This window comes from Christiangramia sediminis (assembly GCF_020552705.1).
Classification (GTDB): Bacteria; Bacteroidota; Bacteroidia; order Flavobacteriales; family Flavobacteriaceae; genus Christiangramia; species Christiangramia sediminis.
The window spans coordinates 160,438-182,120 of the sequence record NZ_JAJBZG010000005.1; the positions used below are offsets into that span (position 1 = coordinate 160,438).

The following is a 21,683-nucleotide window of genomic DNA, read 5'->3' on the forward strand; positions in this document are numbered from 1 at the left end:
TTAAATCAGTAGTTAATCGTTTGTCTTTTACTCATCGTATATATATGCTGATATACATCAGCAGCTCTTTGTCCTACCTCAGCATCAGAATATGAATCTTCAGGCAGATAAAGAAGCTTCTCGTAAATCAGCGTTTTGATTTGCGACCTCAGCATCCGGCTCTCTCTCCATCTATCAATTTTCAGTTTCTCTTCCTTTAGAGTAGCTAAGGTTTCTACAGCAATCTTTTTGATAGATTTGAGTTCTTGATCACCTAATTTCTTTCCTTCCTTAAGTAAATCAAAAATGGCTAAAGTATCCTGATCTACACTTTCACGCATCGCCCGTTTATCCTCAAAATCAAGATCACGTATAAACTCATTCAGCCTCTCAAAAGCTTTGATCGTGTCCTCATAACTCTTTCCTCTGTTATATTCGTCTATGACCTCTTTATAACGATCATAAAACTCCAATCGCAAAGGATTATCCTGAATCATTTGCTGCACTTTCTTCTCTACTGCTTCCTGCAAATTATAGACGATGGAATTTTTCTTTTTTGACCTGGAAAATGCCTGCTTCAATTTATCAAAGTCGAGACTGGATAAATCCACATACACATTCTCTTCTTGAACCATTCCGTTTTCCTGAACCAAAATACTATCGCTTACAATAGACTGAAGTTCTTTGATGATCTCGGAAACATCAGCAGACTTCACCTTTTGATTTAAAGCTGAATAAATTGCATCTATCGCATTATATTTATTAATGTATGGTTTCACCACATCATCTGGAAATAATGATTTATATTTTCTAAAAACATTTCTAGCCATCACTTCAAAAGAAGCTCTGGAGGTTTCATTTAGATTTATTTTTTCAGTAGAATGGTTAAGAAGACCTATTTTTTCCATCGGTTTTACATCCATCATACTGCTTAGATCGAAATCTAATTCTTTTAAGTAATTTTCGGTTTCTTCTATTGCTGTCCTTAATTCCCCTTCCTGCTCTTTAACTAGTTCAACCGGTTTTTGAGGTTCATTCTTACTTCCTTCTGGTTGCGACTTCCCTCCTTCTCCATAAACAGAATAAGCTTTTTCTAATTGTTTATATACATTCCCGTAATCTACAATTAACCCATTCTCTTTCTCATCATCATAAACACGGTTAGCCCGGGCTATGGTTTGCATAAGAGTGTGACCTTTTATGGGTTTATCCAGATAAACGGTAGAAACACATTGGGCATCAAAACCGGTGATCCACATCGCGCAAACAATTGCCAATCTGAATGGATTTTCGGGATCTTTAAACTCTTTTTCCAGGTTACGTTCTACCATCTTCTGGCGATGCGTACCAATATCGAGTCCTAGTTTTCTGAATTTATCGATCTCGTTCTGCTCTCCGCTTACCACTACGCAAACTTCAGTTTCACTTACCCTCTGATATTTTCTTCTAAGTTCCCGCTCTTCCTGAATATCCTCGCAATCCTGAATTCTTTTCTCAAGTGCTAAAAGATATTCCGGCCAGTATTCTTTCACATAATCGAACATTCTTACGGCCGTAGGCTTATCTAAGGCAACGAACATAGCTTTACCCTGATATCCTCTTTCATTGAAGTGCCAGACCAAATCTTTGGCTATAGTTCTCAATCTGGGCTCAGCCGTTAGAACCGGGTAATCTTTTTTAAACAGGTATTCTAATTTCTTCTTCTGATCTTCATCCAGGTCCTCATTTTCAAAAACCTCAGCCATTTGTTCATCCAGCTCAGGATTCTCAATATTAAGCTTCTCACCCCTATTTAGATAAAGTAAAGGAAGTGTTGCTTCATCCTCGATCGCCCTTTTAAAATCATAAATAGAAACATAATCCCCGAAAATATTCTTTGTAATTTCTTCCTCTTCTTTAATGATTGGAGTTCCGGTAAACCCTAGATAGGAAGCGTTGGGAATTCCATGATAACGCATATTCCTGGCATAAGTTCCGGCCTGGGTTCTATGGGCTTCATCTGAAATCACTATGATATTCTTTCGATCTGTAATTAATGGATATTCTAATTCTTCTTTAGGATCTATCGAAAACTTATGAATTAAGGTGAAGACATATTTATGGTTTTCCGCGAGCAGTTCCCTTAAATGTTCCCGTCCGGTCCTGCCTTTTTTATTCCCTGCAATGACATTTTTATTATTTACAGCACCAACGCCTGAGAAAGTATCATAGATCTGGTTTTGTAATTCGGTTCGGTCCAGCACGATTAAAAAAGTATAGGAGCCTCCAAATTTCCGATGGATCTTTTCACTAAGAAACACCATCGAATAGGATTTTCCACTTCCCTGGGTATGCCAGAAAACCCCGAGTTTTCCTTTAAGGTCATCTATATTTCTGGCGTTTTCCATCACCTTATTTACCCCAAGATACTGGTGGTTCTTGGCCATTAATTTAGCAACTTCTCCTCCAGCATTATCGTATAGAAGAAAGTTCTCAAAAATATCCATAAACCTATGAGGTGCACAGGTGCCTTTAAGCATGGTATCTAAACTAACCAGACCTTTTTCCTCTTCTTCAATTCTTTTCCAGTCCAGAAAGTACTTATACGGACTCGTAATAGTGCCAACCTTTGAATCTGTACCATTACTCAATATGATAAAAGCATTGGAATGGAAGAGCTCCGGGATCGCTTCTTTATAATCCTTTAAATTATCATCGTAAGCGTGACGAAGATCTGTATGATGAGCTTTTAGTTCTATGAATATGAGAGGAATCCCATTTACAAATCCAATCACATCAGGCCTGCGATTATAATGCTGACCGAAAATCTCAAATTGTCTGACCGCCAGGAAATCATTGTTATGGTAATCCCTGAAATCGAAGACTTTTAGTTTCTTCTTTACAACTTCATTCTTATCGTTAGTAAAAGAAACCGGCACCCCATTTTTAAAGAGATCGTATTTTTCCTTATTGATCCGGGCAAGCTTTTTATCTGCCTCACGTTGATCTATAATTTCAATAGCCTGGTCATAAGCCTGCTGTGGCAAACCGGGATTAAGGTTTTTTATGGCCTTCTCCAATTTACCTTTTAGGATGATCTCGGTCTTATCTTCTCTACCCAGAAGACCTGCTTCCCCTAAAGTCTCATTTCTCCAGGCGGTAGTAACGCACCAGCCTAAATCTTCCAGGGTATCCTGGGTAGCCTGTTCTATTAAAGCATCTTCTGAGTATTCATAGCTCATGTTATACAGCTTTTAACTTAACCTCTTTTCTTTCTAAGCGTTCTTCAATTAAATTTTCGATTCTATCAAGAAATCTATTCTCTGATTCCAGAATTTTCTTCATAGTCATCTTATCATTTACATAGATACCATCCACAATGAATTTAGTATTTGAATGGTTTATATGACCGAACAAATAATCTGAATGCGTATTATCTAGTTTCAGTTCATTGGATAATGGATACATTAATCCGCCAAAGATTAAATCAGATTGATAATATTGCATATAAGTATGGATCTGGTAAAAATCATTTCTATCAAGATCTGAAATCTTACTTGGTTTTCTTTCCATTCTCATAGATTTAAACTTAGCATCGAAAACTATCACCTTATCAGAATATTTATGTTTTAGAACAAGATCAGGTAACATTTTTCTGCTATAAAATTGACTCGAATAAAGCTTAATTTCTTCCTGTCCTTTCACCTCCCAATCAGAAAAACGCTTAGCCAGTAATTTCTCCAGATAAAGTTCAAATAATTGGGAAATATCAAATAAAAAACCTGTAGTCTCGAGCTTGTTATCCTTTTTTTTCTCTGGAGTCAATTCATAATCAAGTAAAATTATTTCAGCATATTCTAAAACTTTTTTGAAAGATGCAAATAGAGGATTTGATAAGACACGATGATTTTTAGCCTTCAGTAAAGTTTCCTGACTGACATATATCCCTGAATATTCTCTTTTAAGTAACTGTTTTACTCCAAATATTTTATCATTAATATCTTTTCCAAAAGTTTTTTCTAGTTTAAGTAATGATAAATAGAGAACATCAATGATTTCCTGAATATATTTTTGAGTTCTGTAACTTGAAGTAAGTTTCCCTCTAAAAGGCATATCATGTTTCAGGTAAGCATTTATATCTACTCTTCCTCTAACCTTATGACTTCTTTCAGTTACATTTTGATATTCCTTGGGTAAGCCTAGAACAGATGCTTTCTCTAAGGTTTGAATAAATAAATAAGCGAGAATAAATTGAAATTCGTTGAAATTCTCTTTTTTGGAGGCTTTATATTTTTCAGTATCAACATAAATATCATTTACATAATTCAGCATCCGCCGAAGAAAAACATCCCCGTACCGGGTAGTTATATTAAATCGGCATTCTTTATGAAAAACTATTCCAGAAAACAAACCAGTTTGCACATAATATTTTTTCTCGGCCTGATCGCTTTCTTTCGAATATAGCTTTAGAATTAATCTGTTTTCATCTTCTTTTTTATAGAAATCTTTAAAACCTATAATTTTCAAGCTTTTTATTCTAGCATTCCCGGTATTTAATTCGTAAACTGAAGAGAATAAGTCACAAACTTTTCTTTGGGACCTCGATCCAAATGTCCCCTTTAAATCTGATTTTATTAAAGGTTTTTCTTCAAAAAAATTATGATTATTTGGTATACTTATTTCCATACTAAAAAACTCCTTACAATGCTGCTTTAAACTTACTCAATGCGATTTCTAATTTAACATCTAAATCTTTTTCTGGAAATAATGCTCTCAAATACTCCTTTAAAGTAGGGCGTAAATAAAGATTGAATAAATTCTCAATATTTGTTTCAGTAATGGTTCTTTTTTTAGCAATATCACTAATTTTCATAAAGAAGGAATGACCAAACTCATAGGATTTCCCAAGCCCCAATTCCTCCGATATATAATTGTTCAATTTCTTACAAGCTTTTGAATATGATTCTATATTTTCAAACTCATTACCTTTTTCAGATTTGGTTTCTTCCTGAATAACTTCATAATCACAATCCTTTCTAATCCATTTAAAGCGCCTGCGCAAGGCTAAGTCAAAAGTGTCAATACTTTTATCCACATCATTCATCATACCGATAAAGAAAACATTGTTTGGAACTCCAAATCTAGCTCCATTAACATCAGAATAATCATACGCTAAATCTTGCGAGGCACCATCTGCAATTAAATCTTCAATTAGAGTGGAGTATTGGGTTTTTACAAGATTAGAACAATTCTCTTTTTCCAGATCATGACGATAATTACTTTCTAAACACATTAAGGTCTCACCGAAAACTGTAGATAAGTTAGCTCGATTGATTTCATCTACTACAAAATAAAAATCTTTTTCGGGTTGTTTTCTAGCGTCTATACAGAACTGTTTGAAAATTCCGTTAACTAATTCAAATTTGATATTACCATTTATAACTCCTTTCGGTTTAATACCTTCAATAAAATCTTCATAAGTAAATGAAGGGTGGAATTGTAATATTTTATATCTGGTTTGATCACCCTGACAGACAAATTCCAAATTATTTTTTACAGTATATGTTTTTCCTGTTCCAGGCGGTCCATAAAAGATAACATTTGGTGTTTTATTATCAACTATACTCTTTGCATTCGAGTATTTCCAGATAAACCAAGATAACAGAACTGATTCTACCTCATCAGTTTTATCAATATCAAAAATTTCATTTAGTAACTGTCTCAATTCATAATTTTTTCCCAGGTTTGAATTCTCATTTGGCATAAGAAATTCATCGTATAGAATATCGATGGTGTCATTATAAATAAAGAGGAAATCATCCAAATGATTCAATACGGCTAATTTCCTTAATATTTGTTTTGCCCTGTATTCAGAATCTTCGATAAGTGAAATTTTCAAAAGTGGATCTTCTTCTTTAGCAATTTCACAAATCAATGGTTTAATATTATTTTCATAGTAATCATTTGCTTTATCCAACGAGCAATTTGGATCTACATTTAGCACAAAATAACTGGAATTATCATCATTCAGCTTTACTTCAAAACCATGAGCAGACCCAGGAGGTTTGGAGGAGCCAAATACGGTTTTTGTGGTTCTTTCAAGAAAATTACACAAGTACTTTCCAGGGACATTATGGTTATTCTCTTTCCTATTGGTATAATCCTGAAGCTCTAAGGAATCATCTATAAGTTTCCTTCTATAAATTTCCCAACCATTTTTAAGAACATCAATTTCTTTACGAACCTTATCTATTTCATTCTTGTCAATTCTTTTTCTATAATTCTTCCATAGGGTTGTAATTTCTTGTATTCTATTATCGGAAAGTTTACAATTATCCATAATGTTATTTTGTCTAATATATGTATACCACTTTTTAATAAATTTTCTAGTCTTTTTTGGCTCATTCAAATAACTGAATGTTCCATTATGACCAACCTTGAAGCTTTTATCATAAAATGGAAAAGATGAATCTAAGTCCTCATAAAAATTTAAGATTTCAACTCGATAATCTATTCCGAATGTAGTGCCGTTAATTTTAGTTTTATCCTGAATCTTGTGGAGAACTTTGACAAGAGAATGTGGGTTACTACCTTTATGAATTAGACCTACATCTCCATATTGGAGTTTCTCAAATTGCTCACCTGCATAGTCAATATGAGCAGTAATTCTATTATCGTCAAGAACCTCATCAACATAATTTTTTCCATCGCTTCCGTCACGAATTTGCATTTTAAAATACTGCATAACTATTTTTCTCTACTATAATTTAATTCATCCTCCGCAACCATATCCAAAGGCTGCTCTTTTATTTCTTCAAGGTCCAAATTCTCCATAACCTGCCCTGAGATTTCCGAAGGGTCGATCATCCCCGTCATTAACCTGGGTAATAAAATATCCCGGGCTTCTTTTAATAATTCATTTTTCTTTTCGAGAATAGCCTTAGCTTTAAATAAATCAATTACCGATTTGTAATAATTTTCTAAAATATCCGATGAAGGCATTCTAATACGGACTTTTCTTAAATCACCAATATTTAACATTGTCATATTTGTACCTCCTTTTTTTAAAGTATGTAAATGACCTTGACCGTATTCAGAATTGAAAAATTGAAATACAAATAAACCGACTGCCATATTTTTTGCTCTAAAAATCGAGATATGTTGATCAACAGGGAATTTTTTATTATCCCCCATGTAATAGTGAACTCTTCCAATAGTTCCTTCCCCTAAACTATTAATTAATACGTCGCCTTTTGAAGCATATTTCTCAACAGGAATCCAATCACCTTTTCTATATTCTTTAAAAACATCTTTATTTAAAGTCAATCCTTTGTTTGCTTTTTGATTGATCCCATAGAGCCCCGTACCTTCCTCATACTTAGGTGTTACTCCACGTCCAAAATATTTGGATACTTCATTGAGCTCAAATTCCCCCCAATTCACCTTATTATTAAACAAAGACAAAAACATAGTTTCTGCTAATTCGCAGTTTAAATCAATCCGCCTTAAATTGTTTTCGATCAGGTCATCATAAGCCGAAAGAATAGAGGCAATTTTTTGCTGAATTTCAATTGGTGGTCTCGGTACTAATACATTATTTAAAATTTTCTGATTTAAATTTTGAATATTAGTACCTCCAGAGGCGGCAGAAAGCAAAGCCCTAAATTTTTCGGTTCTAGAAAAATAAGCGTAAAAAAGAGGACAAACACCTTTACTAATTATTCTAGCTCTTATACAAAAACCAGAAAAAACTGCAGTAATAGGTTTATCAATAAATAAACTTCTCCCTACTAAAGCTTTATTACCATTTGACCTTACAAATAGAATATCACCTTTTTTTAAATAATCATCTTCCTTTAAAGTTTCAATTATTGAAATTTCACTTAAAGATCTATAAACAGGTTTGAAATAGTCTTGAAAATCTGGAACTCCAATCAACTTTAATCCTTTCCCATGACTATTTTTTGTGAAATTCAATCCATTGCGGAAAGAGGCTATTGTTCCGAACTTTATATTTTCCCAGTTTCCAATCATAAGTTGAAAGACTGAATTTGATTCATCAATCCATTAGCTTCCTTATTTAGCTTAGCCAATTCTGTATTTATCTCCGAAATGCGTCCTTTATAATCAAAATCATGGTCTATTTCGATACTTAATCCAACATATCGGCCGGGAGTCAGACTATAATCCTGCTCTCTTACCTCCTCGAGATCAACTATTTTGCAAAGCCCTTCTATATCTTCATAATTTCCTTCAGAAAAATACTCTTGAAACCATTTGTTATCATCACTAAGTTCTGGTTGTTCTCCACGATACATCTGAATAATCGCGGTTAAACCTTCCATCTGGTCGGGACTAAAATCGTTCACCGTACTGCTCACTTTTCGGAATACATTACGTGCATCGATCATCAGGATCTTATCCTTATTTTCCTTTTTCTTTCCTTTATCAAAAAACCATAAATGGCAGGGTAACGAGCGGGTATAAAAGAAGTTGTTACCAACAGCCACGATACAATCAATGTCCCCGGTTTCCACCAGTTGCTCACGAATTCGTTTTTCAGCATGGCCGGCATCGGTAGCAGAGGAAGCCATAACAAAACCAGCTCTTCCGTTTTTATTCAAATAAGAATGGAAATACTGTATCCAGAGGTAATTTCCGTTAGAGATAGTTCCTTTCCCGGTTAATGGTGGTCCAAAAGGCAAACGCTTATCTTCTGCCAGGAACTTATTCTTCGCATCGATCTTATCCATGTTAAATGGAGGATTGGCCATCACGAAATCACACTTCCCAAGCAGGTGATGCGGGTCGCTGTAATAACTATTCTCATTAATGATCTTGCCTTCGATCCCATGAATAGCAAGGTTCATTTTGGCCAGTTTGGTGTTATTGCTTTTATATTCGGTTCCATAAACCGTGATTGCCTCATTCACATTTCTGTTCTCATGATCCTGGATAAAATGAGCAGATTGTACAAACATACCACCCGAGCCACAGGCAGGGTCATGAATAATCCCATGATCGGGCTGAATAAAATTAACAATAAGGTTTACTAGTGATGGAGGCGTAAAGAATTCACCACCTTCCTGTGCGCCGGCACCCTGCATTGAAAATTTCATCAGGAAAAATTCATAGATCCTTCCAAAAACATCTCCGGAAGCTTTTTTTACGGCATCAGAATTAAATGTCCGCACCAGGGAACGAAGTAAAGCTTCGTCCATTTCCTGGTAATTTTTTGGAAGTATCCCGGCAAGATCAGGATATTCAGCTTCCACCAGTTTCATAGCTTCATTTACCTTTTCAGCAATATTCACATCGCTGGGAAGATTCACCAGGTAATCATATTGTGCTTTTTTCGGAAGTCTTATTGCACCGGCACCAAGAAAATCTTCCTTGGTGGCTTCCCTCTTTTTACCCGTTCTTGGATTAACAGTTAATTTATTTTCTATGTAGATCTTTGCCTCTTCATAACGGTTCTGTGCAAAACGAAGCAGAACCAGCCCCAGTAACGGATCTTTATATTCGGCAGCAGTCAATTTTGAATTTGCTCTAAGATCATCGGCAGCATCCCAAAGTTGCTTTTCAAGATCTTTGAGTTGTTCGTAAGTCATATATGTAAATAGGTTATTATCGGTTTCGAGGCTTCATAAAATCTTCCGGAAGTAGGGTTAGATGGAAGATTAAATGATAGCGGAGTAAATCTAAAGATTTTCTTAAAGAAGAAAAAGCGGAAAAGCGCAATTACTGGAATTATTCTTCAAAATCATCCAACTCTTCCTGGGTGATATTATTGATATTTACAAAGCTATTCATCGTATCTTCCAAATTGTCATGTAGATCCAAAAGCAAATTCAAATTCTGGTCTTTGGTCCCACGAAACATTTCCTTATCGAATTGAAAAATATCATTCTTCTGAAATGTTTCATTGATTTCTGCTAATTCGCCGGTCATACCTACATTTATGATTCGCTCGAGCAATTGTTCATCAAACTTTAGAAGTTCCCGGTAGGTCATGATCAGTTTTTCTTTATATGGTTCCATATTCTAAATTTTAGAAAATTTCCAATCCACTTCGCCAAGATCTATGGTATTGATCATTTTCATTTCCAGGGATGCCGTAAAAACATCGGGACTACCCACATGTAAACAGATATCGCAACCTCCAAAAGTCTCTTCTTCCAGATTAGCCCTGTTGCCATAACTCCGTTCTGCCACTATGTGCTGGTATTGTTCTTCGGTAAGGGTGATCTCTAGTTTTCTCATATTCTTTTTGTTTCATACAAGTATAGGATACAATAACGACAAAATATGTCGCCTTACTTTTATATCAATCACAAAAAGTGAATAACAGCTATAATGACCCAGCGATCAGGAATCCCTTCAAAAAAATAGATAGGAGCACCATATCTGTCCTTATGCCTTAAAATTTGACCATCCAGAAAGTATAATTTATCTCCATAGCGATCTCTTGATCTTATAGTAAATCCGTCGAAAAAATAGATTTTATTTCCATAACGGTTTTTAATTCTTACCGTATTTCTATTGATAAAATAAAGATCCTTTCCATACCTGTCTTTTTCCTGTATGCTCCTGCCGTCCCAGTAAAGCAATTTTTCACCGTAGCGGCTCTCTTTATGAAGCGTATGATCATCTATAAAAAAGAGTTTGTCGCCGTATCTGTCTTCTGATAAAATATGTTGGGAATAGCAGGTAAAGGATACCAACAGTAAAAGCAGTGAAAATAAGGATCTCATTAATCTAAGTCTGTAATGTCGAATAAGAAACACAAAAAAGATATTTTTTAATGGTTATCCGAAGTTGATAGAATAATAATAATGCAGAGTTTCCGGATTAACCACTTCTATCGGTATAATTAAAATTAAACCTATTAAGATATGTCAAGGTTAGCAATGTTATTATGAATTCCAAACTTGTGCTGATTCAGCATTATAAAAGAAAACTTTCAATGGATGTTCCGATCTTTTTGCAGATAACCCTGCTGCCATTTGTATGATTTTTTTATTTATTTCAGATTCTGGTTCACCATATATACTTACAAATAGGGCTTTAATCCTACCATTTGAAATTTTTTCAAAAATATGCTTATCATTATCGCTGAAAGATATTCCATAAGTAAATATGCAGGTGTTTCCTGGCTTTTTACCTTTTCCAGATTGTGTGACTCCATCAAAACTCTTATAGGAATTATACAGATACGGATTATGTGCTATTTTTTCAATTTTTTTAGTTGAATCCCCTTCTGTTACGAAAAGAGGAAATTTATTTTCTTCTAAGGCCTTTTTTGATTGATCAATTAATCTTAAGCCAGTATCTACCCATGAGAATTTTTCCAATTGACTTCCTTGATCATATAAATGAAGAGCACCATGAATATAATGAATGTTTTGGCCGTCAGTTTTACCTTGCCAAATTAACTCATCAGAGAATTGTGGTTCGCCATCATCTAACCAACTATCTCTTCCAAAACCATCGTTATGTATTAAACTAAATGTTTCATTCTCTATTTCATGCATCAGGGTCCAGTAAAGCAGTAAATCATAATTCAGTGAGTAAATTCTACCTTTTTTACCTTTACTGATAAAATGAGACAGGAACTTTCTACAAGATTCATACTTTTCTTCTGGAATTTCCGAAGGAAAAGGTGGGTGGTTATTAGCTACAGTTTCAATCAACAATTCCTTAATTCTTAATGAATGAAAATTCATTTTCTTACAAATATTTTTGTGGTTTTCTAAATATGCTGGAAGAACGGCAGAAGAATTTTCCATTGCATTTACAATTAATTCAAAATCTGTGGTTTTTAAAATTTCGAAACTTTTTTCTATTTCTGGATATTCACTAAAATCTGCTTGTTCATATAAAGAAGTATAAGTGAAAATTGAAGGTACACAAGCAATACTAAAACCATTTCCTAAAACTAAGTGTCTTGTAGAATAACTTTCGGATTTTTTTATTGCTTCTTGGAAGGTTAACATTTAATATTTTTTTTAAAGTATTTCAAACCCGCTCTTCAACGAATTAAATTTTGAATCCAGATTCGTTCTGGTACCTACCTGTATTAAATAAGATTTCTTATCTTTTAGAAAGACAATCGCTTTTGTAGGTAATCCTTGTTGAGAAAAAGTATACTCTATGGCAGAGACACCCTGGTAGTTTATATAATTATAGGTTATACCGGCAGCACTGAGATTGCTACTGTATTGTTTTAAATACTTTGCTTCAAAATCAGAATACTCTGAAGGCCTGAGATATTTGTAGTTAGAAGACTCATCATAAATATTGATATTAGTAATAACACCTGTTTGAGGATCTTCAGTATTCTCCCCACAGATATATGCGGCTAAAACATTATTCATACCCTGCTCTCTGGCCATTCGAACAAAGGTGGTGTTCTTACTAAAGATACAATCCGACTTCACCTTAAATCCCGCACTTTCAAAAGTTTGGTAGGCAGTCTGCGCGTTCATACTAAAAACACTCGTCAATCCCACTAATAATAAAAAATAGATTTTCTTCATCATGCTGTACAATTAGATTTGGATCTTTCTATAGGTATCATCAAAAGTTTTTTCCTCTCCCCAGATCTTATCGAGATAATCTTTATCGCCAATTATAATTGCCAGGAGCTTCAGTTTATCTGAGATATTGCTTTCGTTTACCTCATCTTTCTCAGCAATCGAGATTCCGGTTACCGTAACAAGGATCTCATTCTTAGCCGTATCAAACTCAAAACAATTGAAGGTAACCAAATGCGTGCCTGTACTGGAGAACAACCGGTTTGAATAGGTGAAACCATTGCTCCCAAATTCATTCCTTATGTCGGCAATGGAAGTTTTACCAAAAGTGAATTCGGTAAATAACGGTTCCTTGCCTTCCTCCTCTAGTAACCAGTCGTTTTCCATGTAAACGACCCTTTCATTTTTAAAGGTCACTGAAAAATCATTTCCATTTTTGGTTCTATACTTGATCATTCCAGGTTCCTCACCTACCACGGGCAGGTTTAAATTCTCTACGGATTCTCTGGTATCATTAAGTTCAATACCTAGCATTGAAATTGAACCTACTGCAATGAGGCCAAAGGCTATAAATAAGACATTCAAAAAGATTTTCATAGAAAGCTAATTAATCTATTTAGAGTTATCATATATCGCAGTAATGATGCAAATTTCATCTTCTACTTCAACATCATAAAGGATTTCATTCTCATAATCCTTCCATTGCATGTAGTCCACTTCTACATATTTAGCTTTAAAAAAAGCTACCGATGAATTGGTTTCGGAGGATGGTTCAAAGATCTTCCACATATTGCATATTTTAGTTCCATCATCCAGTTCCACAAAATACACGACTTTTCTCCTGGTATATTTTCCACTTGCATCCGTCTCAATCTCCTTATCAAAATAAATATACTCAGAACCATCATCCGCTACTCCAGATTCGTATGAACTCAAATCTTTAATGATTTCTTCTTTTTCCTGAAAGATTTGGGCTTGAACATTCAAGAATGAAATGCTTAGAAAGATTATAGTCGCTAAGAATTTTCTCATAATTATTGTTGATTTAAAGCTTTGCTAAAATCTCAGCTTTCTTATTATTAAATTCCTCTTCACTAATTAGATCTTCTGCCAACCACATTTTTAATTTTTTTAGATTGGCCATTGGATCATCCTGTGCTTCTTTCGCTTCTGTACTTTTATCTTCAGAACTTGTATTCACGACAATTCCTCCACCGGCACTGGCTCTGGAATTTTCCAGTTCTCTCTGTCTTCTATACTCAGACATTTCTTCTTCCTTTTCCTGGCCATATCTGTATAGCATTCTTGCCTGTGATTTAGGTAAATAATCAAGCGCAATATGTCCGCCCTTTATTGTTTTAACAGTAAAAGTTGCTCCCAGAATTCCTTCTTTCATATGGCAATCTGCGACCTCTTTCCATAGAAAATCCTGGAAATCCATAGAAAACCCGAAACTCCTGGGCCGGCAAAAAATGATTCGTTTATTGGTTAGGGCAATTGAATCTGGAGATAGATTGACAGCAGGTTTTTTCTGTACAGCGATATATTCAATTTTTTCCTCTCGCGTAAGAAGTTCAGAAACTTTAGTCATTGTTTTCTCTACGGCTTTGGGGTCCTGTGATTCGTTTAAAAATTTCTTTAATGATTCCATATGAAGTATTGGTTATAATTTAATTGGTTCACTAAAATACTTTGAACGCATCAACTTTACATGTGGATTCCCGTAAAACGGAAAGAATCAGGAGTATTGGCTTCTATTTTTTGGATCAGTACCGTATTTGTTTGGGCCTTTTGAACCATCTATAAAAAGTACGATTAAACCAAAAAATCCACCTACATAAGGAATCAAATTTATTAGGCTATACCACCCGCTTAAATTAATATCATGAAGCCTTTTTATAAATTGAATAAAAATTAAGACAGAACAAATAATCATTACAATTGCGCACCAACCAATTGCTGTATCATCATAAGTGTCCTGAATAATTACCGAAGCAATGCCTGCTGGAATTCCAAGAAGGATAGCTCTACCCAAATAAGAACTTCTTCTTAGTCTCCCACTGGTAGAAAAAAAGCTTTCCTCCGATATAGCAACCGAAGCATCATCACTTTCAACAGCAGCAGTTCCTGCAAAAGAATTTGAATGAATAGACTCCTTTTCAATCTGTAATTGCTCACTTTCTTCAGTTTTGTAATCCTCTACTGGACCTTCCTCTTCAAATTTAGAAAAATCTACTTCGGCTATCTCATTTTTGAGTATAACGGTTCTGGATATTGTTTTATCAGAAATAGAATTAAAAGCATCAAGCCTTATTGGCAATTCAGCCTTATTAAAATTCTTCAGTTTAAATATTTTGCTACCATTCGCTTTAAGCTCACCAAAAGGCTTTATGAATACCTTATCTGCATTTCGGGTTTCCCACTTGAGTTCTATAGTATCTCCCTCGATAAAGGTTTTCTTATCTGATTCAAACAATAAAATTTCCGGGGCTCCACTTTTCGGTTTTTTTTCAACCGGCTCTGTCTTTTTAGTATGCTCGCGATTATCATATTCTGCCTTTTTATTTTTATCAGAAAGAATTTCATAAGCTTCTTTGATATTCCCGTACAAATCAGAGAAATATTGATCCCCACCATTATTATCGGGATGAAACTTTTTTGATAATTTTTGATAAGAATCTTCAATTTCCTGTTGAGATGCAGTAGATTTTAGCCCTAAAGTTTCGTAATGGTTAGTCATAATTTTCTTGTTTGAAATTTGAGAAATAATTAGCCTTGATTATCAATTAATCCATACACTTCTTCTATCAGACCTTTATCATTAAAAATATATCTGGTAAAACTTTCCTTTGCCTCCGGCTGATTTTGATTTTTACTATAAAAAGCGAATCTTACCTGTACATCATAAGTCCTGAAACCTGATTTTTCAATATTCAGGATTATGTTCTGGGAGTATGAAGTAGTATTCCAGGCATCCCTGTAAATATTCCCTATCTCCCTGAATGTAGGTTCAGTTATATGCCAGTATCGCTTTAGATTTGAAGAATAATAAGATGCCACCTTATCGAAATCACGATCATCTTCTGCCTTTAAAAGTCGCCTGATCTTCTCTTCATCTGATATATAATCAAAATCACTATCCCTTAGACTTTTATAAGTATTATCAGAATCAACCCCATATACCTCTTCAATTAGGCCATCTTCGTTAAAGACAAAATGAGTGGAACTAAACTGGTAAATAGTATCACCGTCCTTATTTACATATTCAAATTTTGTAATCAATTCCAAATTATTGCCTTCGTATTCTTCAATATTCTGAATATGATTCCATGAAAAATCGCTATTTGACCATGCGGTTTCATATAAGCTTTTTAAATTGGTATAATCAACAATTGTATCATTCCAATACCTATTAACAGTGGGGGCATAAAATGATCCTATTTTAGAGAAATCTCTTCGATTTTCTGCATCTGATAATCGAATAATCTTTTCTGCATTTGGAATATATCGAAAATCTGGATCCCTAAAACGTTCAAAGTATGATTTGGAAGTCAGGTCAAAACTGGCACCTGAAAGCCCCCTAACATAATCCACAACTTTATCATTCTTTATATACTCTTCTGATTCTAATAGCTTCAAATAATTGGAGACTTCCAGGGAGGATAAAGCTGATGGGTAATCCAATTTATGTCGTTCTAATTTCTTTAATAATTCGTTATTATACATTTCTGAATCGTAATCGAAGGCCGGAGTATTATCTATACCTAGAAATAATAAATACAAATGATTTGCAAATCTTCGAGAGGCTATGTCGGCTAAAGAGGAATTTTCTGCTTTGGTAATTAACTCACCCCAGTGATATGTTCTATTAATTAGGTCATCAAATGAAATCATCAATGCTGCATCATGACAACAAGGGCTATCGATACTTTCCAGATACAGGTCAAGATATCCTAGAGCTGTAGCATCACTAATATTAGGCTCCAAAACTGACCTTAGGTGACTGGATTTCTCTTCAATAAATGGACTGCCTTCTGATTGAGAAATTTTAAATCCGTTGTTTTCTAATTTTTCAAAAAATTTGGAGGCTTCAGTTTTATTTTCTGATTGATCAGTGTATAAGGCTGAAGAAACCTTTTCATAATTTTCATCCTCGTAAAATGTTTGATTCATCTGGTTCACCAATGCTCGATAACCATCCAGAAATTCGAGAATTCTTCGATCCTCAGACTTTGAACTTACTTTTAAATTCTGAGCTAATAATTGTTTTTCCCGCTGAATCTGCTTCCAGTCTAATGCTATTAATGATTTTTCAATTTCCTCTTCTTGAGTGGATAACTCATCAACCACTTCAGACTGAATTTCAACCACATCCCTTTCTGCCTTATTAAAGAAAAAAACACCTGCTGTTATAAACAATATTCCAATGCTCACAGGAATAGCATATTTCCTAATTAAGTTCGAATTCTGTTTATTATCGACTGATGAAACATTTTCGGAGTCCTGTAATTCTTCTTTTCTTTCCTCCTTGGGTATATCAACAGAATCCTTTAAAACTTCGGTCTCCTGGGAAAACTGTTTTTTAACCTGAATATTTCTTGAAACTTTCCTTCCTGAATTCTCATTTACAGCCGTTAAATTGTATTCAGTTTCCCCTTCCGCTAAATCATCATACCAAATCACTTTAGTTCCGGTTGGACTTACCTTACCTACAGGATCTAAAATTATTTTATCAGCAAAGCTGGCTTCCCAGCTAAGAATAAGCTTTTCTCCTTTACCTAAACTTTCCTGATTCGATTTAAAATATTTTATAATTGGCTCATTGAGTATTTTTTCTTCTTCTTTCTTTCCATTTGATATTTTCTGTTCTGAAAAATCAAATTTCTGATCATATTGAGTCTTCAGTTTATCATTCGATAGAACATTGTAAGCCTCCAGAATTCGTCGATAGAAATTTTTGAAATACGGATCCTCAACATCTTCAGATGAAAATTTTGACTTGACCTTGTAAAACGCGCGATCAATATCATTTTTAGAAGCATTTCGCGCAACACCAAGAATTTTATAATAATCTGCCATAAAAAAATGATTGTTAAACTGATTCTATCGATTTTGAAGACTTATAAGTTATTGCCACGTAGATAAAAAAACATGCTGTTATTATATCTATGGGCATCCAGATACTTTTTTCACCTAAATAAATTGGGAAAACAGGGTTAAAAAGAAGCGCTATGATCCCACTTATTACCATCACTAAGGTATTATCATCCTTAATTACCTTAAAGCAAAGTAGTACTGCCGTTAAGCTTACTATTAATCTTAGCAGGGTATAATAACCAATGGGAAAGGAAAATACTGCCAGAAACAGCAGGGCAGCACTTATCCATAGTAAAATTTTCAATTTTCGGTATTTAAAACTCAACTATTAGGTAGGGGTATAGCCGAGAAAGTTTACAACAATTATCTGAAATCCCAGGGAGCAACCGGATTGGGTTCCTGCCAGAGCCCTCTTCTTTCTCTTCTTGCTTCCTTTTCCAACTTATCATAGTTCATGTCTGAAGAGTATTTTTTAAAATGCCAGGCATATCCCAATCGAACCATCTCCTTATTAACATTCAAGCCGTCTTCATTGATAATCTCCCCTATCATTCGGCCTCCCATGTCAAAATCACCTTCGGTCAGTATGGTAACCTCCTGACCAAAACAAAGGTCTGACAAGATAGTTTTTGCGTTATTTCCAAAGGGCTGACTACCTCTTTTTTCGGGAGCATCTATATGCTGAAGCCGTAACATGATCGGTAACTCTCCGTAAAGAAGCTCAGCAGTATCCCCATCTACTATTCTTATAATCTTTGCCTCTAGGGAAATTTGTCCCTTTGGATTTTTATTTTCTTTAGGATCCGATTTAGTTTCTGTTTTTAACTCCACTTCTTTTGACGAGGATTCTGACAACTCAACACTATTCCTAACTGACCGTTTGCAGGAGGAAAGTAAAATTAAACCGGAAATAAAGAGTATTTTGAAATTCAAAGGTAAGGTCATTAATTAGTAGCGAGTGTATTTTTCATAGGGCAAGGCCTGTATATCCACAGCAAAATTCAATTCAGATCCCGTTCCCATTCCTGAGGTGGTAATTCCTATTACTTCACCCTTCATATTAAATAGAGGCCCACCGGAACTCCCGTGATCAATAGTAGCATCGATCTGAATCCTTTTATTCTCTCTAAAGCCGGAAATCGTTCCCTTGGTTAAAGAATTCGATAAACCCTTGGGACTACCAATAGCAAAAACATCTTCTCCAACCTGTGGGTTTTTATTTGCTATTGGCAGGCTACTGGCATTAAGGTATTCGGTCTCAAAAATAACGTAGTCTAAATTTGCAGGATAACTTTTAGAAAGCACATTAGTGATCTCATAAATCTCTTCTCCAATTAAAATATAGGCTTCCTGGCTATCCTCCAGTACATGGAAATTTGTAATACCTATTCCCTGACCAATAAAAAATCCACTTCCCGTTGATACTTCATCTTCACTTATTACTCCTACCACCCTAAAAACAGCTGGATTCAATTCTTTAAATAGGACTGAAACGCTTTTATTTTTTCCTGATGAACTTTCAATAGTATTTGAACGAGATTCGTTCGAGCTTTTCCTAGTATTTGAGTTTTGCCTTAATTCAGTGTTCGCACTCCTATATTCTCTTTGGGTAGCAGAATTACCAGTAGTGTTCTGAGGATTTCTTTTCGGCCTTTTACAACTAAACAGAACTAGGCAAATTAATAAGAAACTAAAAAGGATTCTCATATCTTATTACTTACTTTTGGAATTATTTGAACTGAAAATCGTTTATTATTCTCTTCTTCTTTTTCTCTACATAAACCGTTAAAACCACTTCCAGAAATCAAAACCTCAACATTCGATTTTCTAAAATTGATATTGTTCTTTAACCATAAATTATACACTGCCAAGGCTCTCTCATAGCTTCTCTTAAAACCATGTTCGGAATTTTTGCTATATTTTTTATCCCAGCTATTAGCCATATTTCCCTCGATAACTAGTAAATAAGAAAAATCGGGATTTTGTTTTTCTAAAGAATTAAGAAAGCTTTCAAGCTTCTTACCTACATTAATAGTACTATTAATAAATTTCGGCCTGATATCCGCCTTATCAGGTTCAAATATTTCCTTCCCCATGAGATCGCTGGCCACATACTTCTTACAGGCAGGTAAATAAAAAAAGTCTCCATCCTGCTGCAAAGGCTCAAACTGCTCCTCAAGTTTCACAATTTTCTTAAACTGTTCTAATGTAGCCTGAGTTTTTGCTTGCTCGATTTTCAAATAAACAACGGTTAAAACGAAAAGCACCAGCATTACAAAAAACAGAGTGGTCATAAGGTCAGAAAAACTAACCCAGAAGTAATCGTTCTTTTTCTTTCCTCCAGCCATTAGACAGTTAGTAGTTTATAAATGATCACTCCGCAGGTAATTGTTCCAACACTAGCCAATACTATTGTTCCTACTTTCATTACCAGAGATTGTTTCATTTGAACGGGTTTATCCTTCAGAATATCTAGTAGCTCTCTAATTGTATCATCCTGCTTAGAGACTTTAGTATTCAACACGGACAGCTCTGATGTTACTCCCTTTAGATTATCCACTTCTTTTTTAATAGCACCTATATTACTACTTTCGTCTTCGAATACCTCCTTTGTCATTGCCCGGAGATCTTTGAATAACGTTTCAAATCCAGAGCTAATTTTAACGTCTTTGTTATTAAAATCCTGTAAACGAGTATCGAAGGATGTTTTTATTTTATCAATCATCTCACCGGTATTCCCATCAAATTTCGCAAGCCGGTCTACTAAGGCTTGTTCTCGGGAATCAATAGATTCAAATTGACTCTTGAAATAAGTAGATGTTTCGGAAATAGTTCCGGCATTACTATCAAAACGATTAATAAGTTCTGATATCTCTCCTACTTTTTCAAGTTGCTGATTTACTGCAAGATTGAGATCCCGTGTATTCCCTATGAAACCATTCATATTATCCAGATAAGCCGAAAGATCCTTTAGCTTATTAAATGAAGCCTGCATCTGCTGCATCACATCAATATTATACTTGGCAATATTTGCTACGTCTATTCTCTTTAGCTCCTGAACTACTTCAAGTTGACTATCAAAAGTTTGCTTAACCTCATTAACAGTACTACTGAAACTTCTCATATTGGTGGAGAAGTCCTGGTTAAACTTTAAAAGATTAGTTTGAAGTGAATAAATACTCGAAGAAGTATTTTTTGAAAGAATAGGTAATAGCCTGGTTTGAATAAAGGTAAAGAAATCATGTTTCTGATGCTCTACTTGTTTTCTTGCTTTAAAGAAATAATAATTACTAATGATGGTCAGCAACAACCCTACGACGCTAGCAACCATAGCAATTTTCACCCCACCTAGTAAAGCATCAATTCCACCTATTGCATTTGAAGTATCATCAGATGAAAGAGACGGCATAAAAATTAGCCCTCCTACAATTCCTAGCATTGTTCCCATTAAGCCTAGATATAGAGGCGTGGGTATATTGTTACTTATCTCATCATCTACTTTATCAATATTTCTATCTACTATGTCTTTAACCAGGTTAAAATCACTTACAGCACCTTTATTTCTCAACAGGTAGCCATTAACCGAAGTCAAAATATCATTTAAAGTTTCATTTTGAAACCTCTTATAATCGATTAAAGAAATGCTTATTTTATCATTCATAAGTCTTGCTACTTGTTCTAACGGTTAGTTTTGTATTCTTCAAAATCCTCTTCCTCGAATTCTTCTATTTCAGAGTCGTCTTCAGGAAAAACTAATTCAGTTTCAGAATTATGACCCTTTAATTTTAAATTCAATAGTTCATCTTCCTCTATATCCTCATCTAATTGAGAATTAATTTGTTCATTTTCAAATATTCCAAGATCCTCGTCTGTTTCTTCCGTAGTTGACGAAAAATTGGTTGATAGCTCTTGAAACTTCTCAGGATTCTGTAAAATTTCTTCTACACCAATTTCCTTAATCCACTCTTCAGGAACTGAAACCTCCACGATCTCAAAATCTTTTACATCTTCTATAGTCTGCTTATACTTTTTTATTTTGGACATATTCTTCCAAAAAATCAATATCTGTATCCCAATAATTACAGCAATTAT

21 protein-coding genes are annotated in these 21,683 nt (G+C 34.6%); all 21 read right to left on the minus strand.

Annotation, left to right across the window (positions count from 1 at the left end; genetic code table 11):
* Positions 1 to 5: 5 nt before the first annotated feature.
* The 21 genes from LGQ90_RS10055 to LGQ90_RS10155 all read right to left on the minus strand — a co-directional run bounded on the left by LGQ90_RS10055 (position 6) and on the right by LGQ90_RS10155 (position 21,635).
* Positions 6 to 3,200, minus strand: coding sequence for a type I restriction endonuclease subunit R (locus LGQ90_RS10055; protein ID WP_229340718.1), 3,195 nt, complete (start codon positions 3,198 to 3,200; stop codon positions 6 to 8).
* A 1-nt stretch (position 3,201) separates the two neighbouring features.
* Positions 3,202 to 4,485, minus strand: a complete 1,284-nt coding sequence (locus tag LGQ90_RS10060; protein WP_229340720.1) for an McrC family protein — start codon at positions 4,483 to 4,485, stop codon at positions 3,202 to 3,204.
* A gap of 172 nt (positions 4,486 to 4,657) precedes the next feature.
* A complete protein-coding gene (locus LGQ90_RS10065) occupies positions 4,658 to 6,703 on the minus strand; it encodes an AAA family ATPase (protein WP_229340722.1) in 2,046 nt (681 codons plus the stop codon).
* A gap of 2 nt (positions 6,704 to 6,705) precedes the next feature.
* Complete coding sequence (locus LGQ90_RS10070) at positions 6,706 to 7,992, minus strand: restriction endonuclease subunit S (RefSeq protein ID WP_229340724.1); 1,287 nt, start codon at positions 7,990 to 7,992, stop codon at positions 6,706 to 6,708.
* Entirely contained in the window at positions 7,989 to 9,569 is a 1,581-nt protein-coding gene (locus LGQ90_RS10075) for a type I restriction-modification system subunit M (RefSeq protein WP_229340726.1), read from the minus strand. The genes LGQ90_RS10070 and LGQ90_RS10075 overlap by 4 nt, the downstream gene beginning before the upstream one ends.
* Before the next feature lie 139 nt (positions 9,570 to 9,708).
* The gene (locus LGQ90_RS10080; protein ID WP_229340728.1) at positions 9,709 to 9,999 is read right to left on the minus strand and encodes a hypothetical protein; all 291 of its coding nucleotides are present in this window, start codon (positions 9,997 to 9,999) and stop codon (positions 9,709 to 9,711) included.
* Positions 10,000 to 10,002: 3 nt separating this feature from the next.
* Complete coding sequence (locus tag LGQ90_RS10085; protein ID WP_229340730.1) at positions 10,003 to 10,221, minus strand: hypothetical protein; 219 nt, start codon at positions 10,219 to 10,221, stop codon at positions 10,003 to 10,005.
* A gap of 68 nt (positions 10,222 to 10,289) precedes the next feature.
* Positions 10,290 to 10,712, minus strand: a complete 423-nt coding sequence (locus LGQ90_RS10090; RefSeq protein WP_229340732.1) for a hypothetical protein — start codon at positions 10,710 to 10,712, stop codon at positions 10,290 to 10,292.
* A 162-nt stretch (positions 10,713 to 10,874) separates the two neighbouring features.
* Positions 10,875 to 11,954 (minus strand): DUF4917 family protein, encoded by a 1,080-nt coding sequence (locus LGQ90_RS10095; RefSeq protein ID WP_229340734.1) that lies wholly within the window; start codon positions 11,952 to 11,954, stop codon positions 10,875 to 10,877.
* A 12-nt stretch (positions 11,955 to 11,966) separates the two neighbouring features.
* Positions 11,967 to 12,500 (minus strand): hypothetical protein, encoded by a 534-nt coding sequence (locus LGQ90_RS10100; RefSeq protein ID WP_229340736.1) that lies wholly within the window; start codon positions 12,498 to 12,500, stop codon positions 11,967 to 11,969.
* 9 nt (positions 12,501 to 12,509) lie between these two features.
* Positions 12,510 to 13,091, minus strand: a complete 582-nt coding sequence (locus LGQ90_RS10105; RefSeq protein ID WP_229340738.1) for a hypothetical protein — start codon at positions 13,089 to 13,091, stop codon at positions 12,510 to 12,512.
* Positions 13,092 to 13,106: 15 nt separating this feature from the next.
* Positions 13,107 to 13,526 carry a hypothetical protein gene (locus LGQ90_RS10110; protein ID WP_229340740.1) on the minus strand — a complete coding sequence of 140 codons (420 nt, stop codon included), beginning with the start codon at positions 13,524 to 13,526 and terminating at the stop codon, positions 13,107 to 13,109.
* Between the two features lie 13 nt (positions 13,527 to 13,539).
* Complete coding sequence (locus tag LGQ90_RS10115; RefSeq protein ID WP_229340742.1) at positions 13,540 to 14,145, minus strand: PH domain-containing protein; 606 nt, start codon at positions 14,143 to 14,145, stop codon at positions 13,540 to 13,542.
* A gap of 87 nt (positions 14,146 to 14,232) precedes the next feature.
* Positions 14,233 to 15,234 (minus strand): DUF805 domain-containing protein, encoded by a 1,002-nt coding sequence (locus LGQ90_RS10120; RefSeq protein ID WP_229340744.1) that lies wholly within the window; start codon positions 15,232 to 15,234, stop codon positions 14,233 to 14,235.
* Between the two features lie 29 nt (positions 15,235 to 15,263).
* Positions 15,264 to 17,573, minus strand: a complete 2,310-nt coding sequence (locus LGQ90_RS10125; protein WP_229340746.1) for a J domain-containing protein — start codon at positions 17,571 to 17,573, stop codon at positions 15,264 to 15,266.
* Positions 17,574 to 17,586: 13 nt separating this feature from the next.
* Positions 17,587 to 17,895 (minus strand): DUF6804 family protein, encoded by a 309-nt coding sequence (locus LGQ90_RS10130; RefSeq protein WP_229340748.1) that lies wholly within the window; start codon positions 17,893 to 17,895, stop codon positions 17,587 to 17,589.
* A 59-nt stretch (positions 17,896 to 17,954) separates the two neighbouring features.
* Entirely contained in the window at positions 17,955 to 18,422 is a 468-nt protein-coding gene (locus tag LGQ90_RS10135) for a thermonuclease family protein (protein WP_229340750.1), read from the minus strand.
* A gap of 117 nt (positions 18,423 to 18,539) precedes the next feature.
* Positions 18,540 to 19,064: a S1C family serine protease gene (locus tag LGQ90_RS10140; protein ID WP_229340751.1), complete on the minus strand. Its 525-nt coding sequence runs from the start codon at positions 19,062 to 19,064 to the stop codon at positions 18,540 to 18,542.
* A gap of 230 nt (positions 19,065 to 19,294) precedes the next feature.
* Positions 19,295 to 19,939, minus strand: coding sequence for a hypothetical protein (locus tag LGQ90_RS10145; RefSeq protein ID WP_229340754.1), 645 nt, complete (start codon positions 19,937 to 19,939; stop codon positions 19,295 to 19,297).
* Entirely contained in the window at positions 19,939 to 21,252 is a 1,314-nt protein-coding gene (locus LGQ90_RS10150) for a hypothetical protein (RefSeq protein ID WP_229340756.1), read from the minus strand. The genes LGQ90_RS10145 and LGQ90_RS10150 overlap by 1 nt, the downstream gene beginning before the upstream one ends.
* 17 nt (positions 21,253 to 21,269) lie before the next feature.
* Complete coding sequence (locus LGQ90_RS10155) at positions 21,270 to 21,635, minus strand: hypothetical protein (protein WP_229340758.1); 366 nt, start codon at positions 21,633 to 21,635, stop codon at positions 21,270 to 21,272.
* Positions 21,636 to 21,683: the final 48 nt, after the last annotated feature.

Excerpts from the sequence above, each read along its gene's own strand:
- LGQ90_RS10065 (WP_229340722.1), bottom strand. The coding sequence starts at position 6,703 with ATGCAGTATTTTAAAATGCAAATTCGTGACGGAAGCGATGGAAAAAAT.
- LGQ90_RS10095 (WP_229340734.1), bottom strand. The coding sequence starts at position 11,954 with ATGTTAACCTTCCAAGAAGCAATAAAAAAATCCGAAAGTTATTCTACA.
- LGQ90_RS10090 (WP_229340732.1), bottom strand. The coding sequence starts at position 10,712 with ATGAGATCCTTATTTTCACTGCTTTTACTGTTGGTATCCTTTACCTGC.
- LGQ90_RS10155 (WP_229340758.1), bottom strand. The coding sequence starts at position 21,635 with ATGTCCAAAATAAAAAAGTATAAGCAGACTATAGAAGATGTAAAAGAT.
- LGQ90_RS10105 (WP_229340738.1), bottom strand. The coding sequence starts at position 13,091 with ATGAAAATCTTTTTGAATGTCTTATTTATAGCCTTTGGCCTCATTGCA.
- LGQ90_RS10110 (WP_229340740.1), bottom strand. The coding sequence starts at position 13,526 with ATGAGAAAATTCTTAGCGACTATAATCTTTCTAAGCATTTCATTCTTG.
- LGQ90_RS10125 (WP_229340746.1), bottom strand. The coding sequence starts at position 17,573 with ATGGCAGATTATTATAAAATTCTTGGTGTTGCGCGAAATGCTTCTAAA.
- LGQ90_RS10085 (WP_229340730.1), bottom strand. The coding sequence starts at position 10,221 with ATGAGAAAACTAGAGATCACCCTTACCGAAGAACAATACCAGCACATA.
- LGQ90_RS10070 (WP_229340724.1), bottom strand. The coding sequence starts at position 7,992 with ATGATTGGAAACTGGGAAAATATAAAGTTCGGAACAATAGCCTCTTTC.
- LGQ90_RS10080 (WP_229340728.1), bottom strand. The coding sequence starts at position 9,999 with ATGGAACCATATAAAGAAAAACTGATCATGACCTACCGGGAACTTCTA.
- LGQ90_RS10055 (WP_229340718.1), bottom strand. The coding sequence starts at position 3,200 with ATGAGCTATGAATACTCAGAAGATGCTTTAATAGAACAGGCTACCCAG.
- LGQ90_RS10100 (WP_229340736.1), bottom strand. The coding sequence starts at position 12,500 with ATGATGAAGAAAATCTATTTTTTATTATTAGTGGGATTGACGAGTGTT.
- LGQ90_RS10115 (WP_229340742.1), bottom strand. The coding sequence starts at position 14,145 with ATGGAATCATTAAAGAAATTTTTAAACGAATCACAGGACCCCAAAGCC.
- LGQ90_RS10075 (WP_229340726.1), bottom strand. The coding sequence starts at position 9,569 with ATGACTTACGAACAACTCAAAGATCTTGAAAAGCAACTTTGGGATGCT.
- LGQ90_RS10120 (WP_229340744.1), bottom strand. The coding sequence starts at position 15,234 with ATGACTAACCATTACGAAACTTTAGGGCTAAAATCTACTGCATCTCAA.
- LGQ90_RS10150 (WP_229340756.1), bottom strand. The coding sequence starts at position 21,252 with ATGAATGATAAAATAAGCATTTCTTTAATCGATTATAAGAGGTTTCAA.
- LGQ90_RS10145 (WP_229340754.1), bottom strand. The coding sequence starts at position 19,939 with ATGGCTGGAGGAAAGAAAAAGAACGATTACTTCTGGGTTAGTTTTTCT.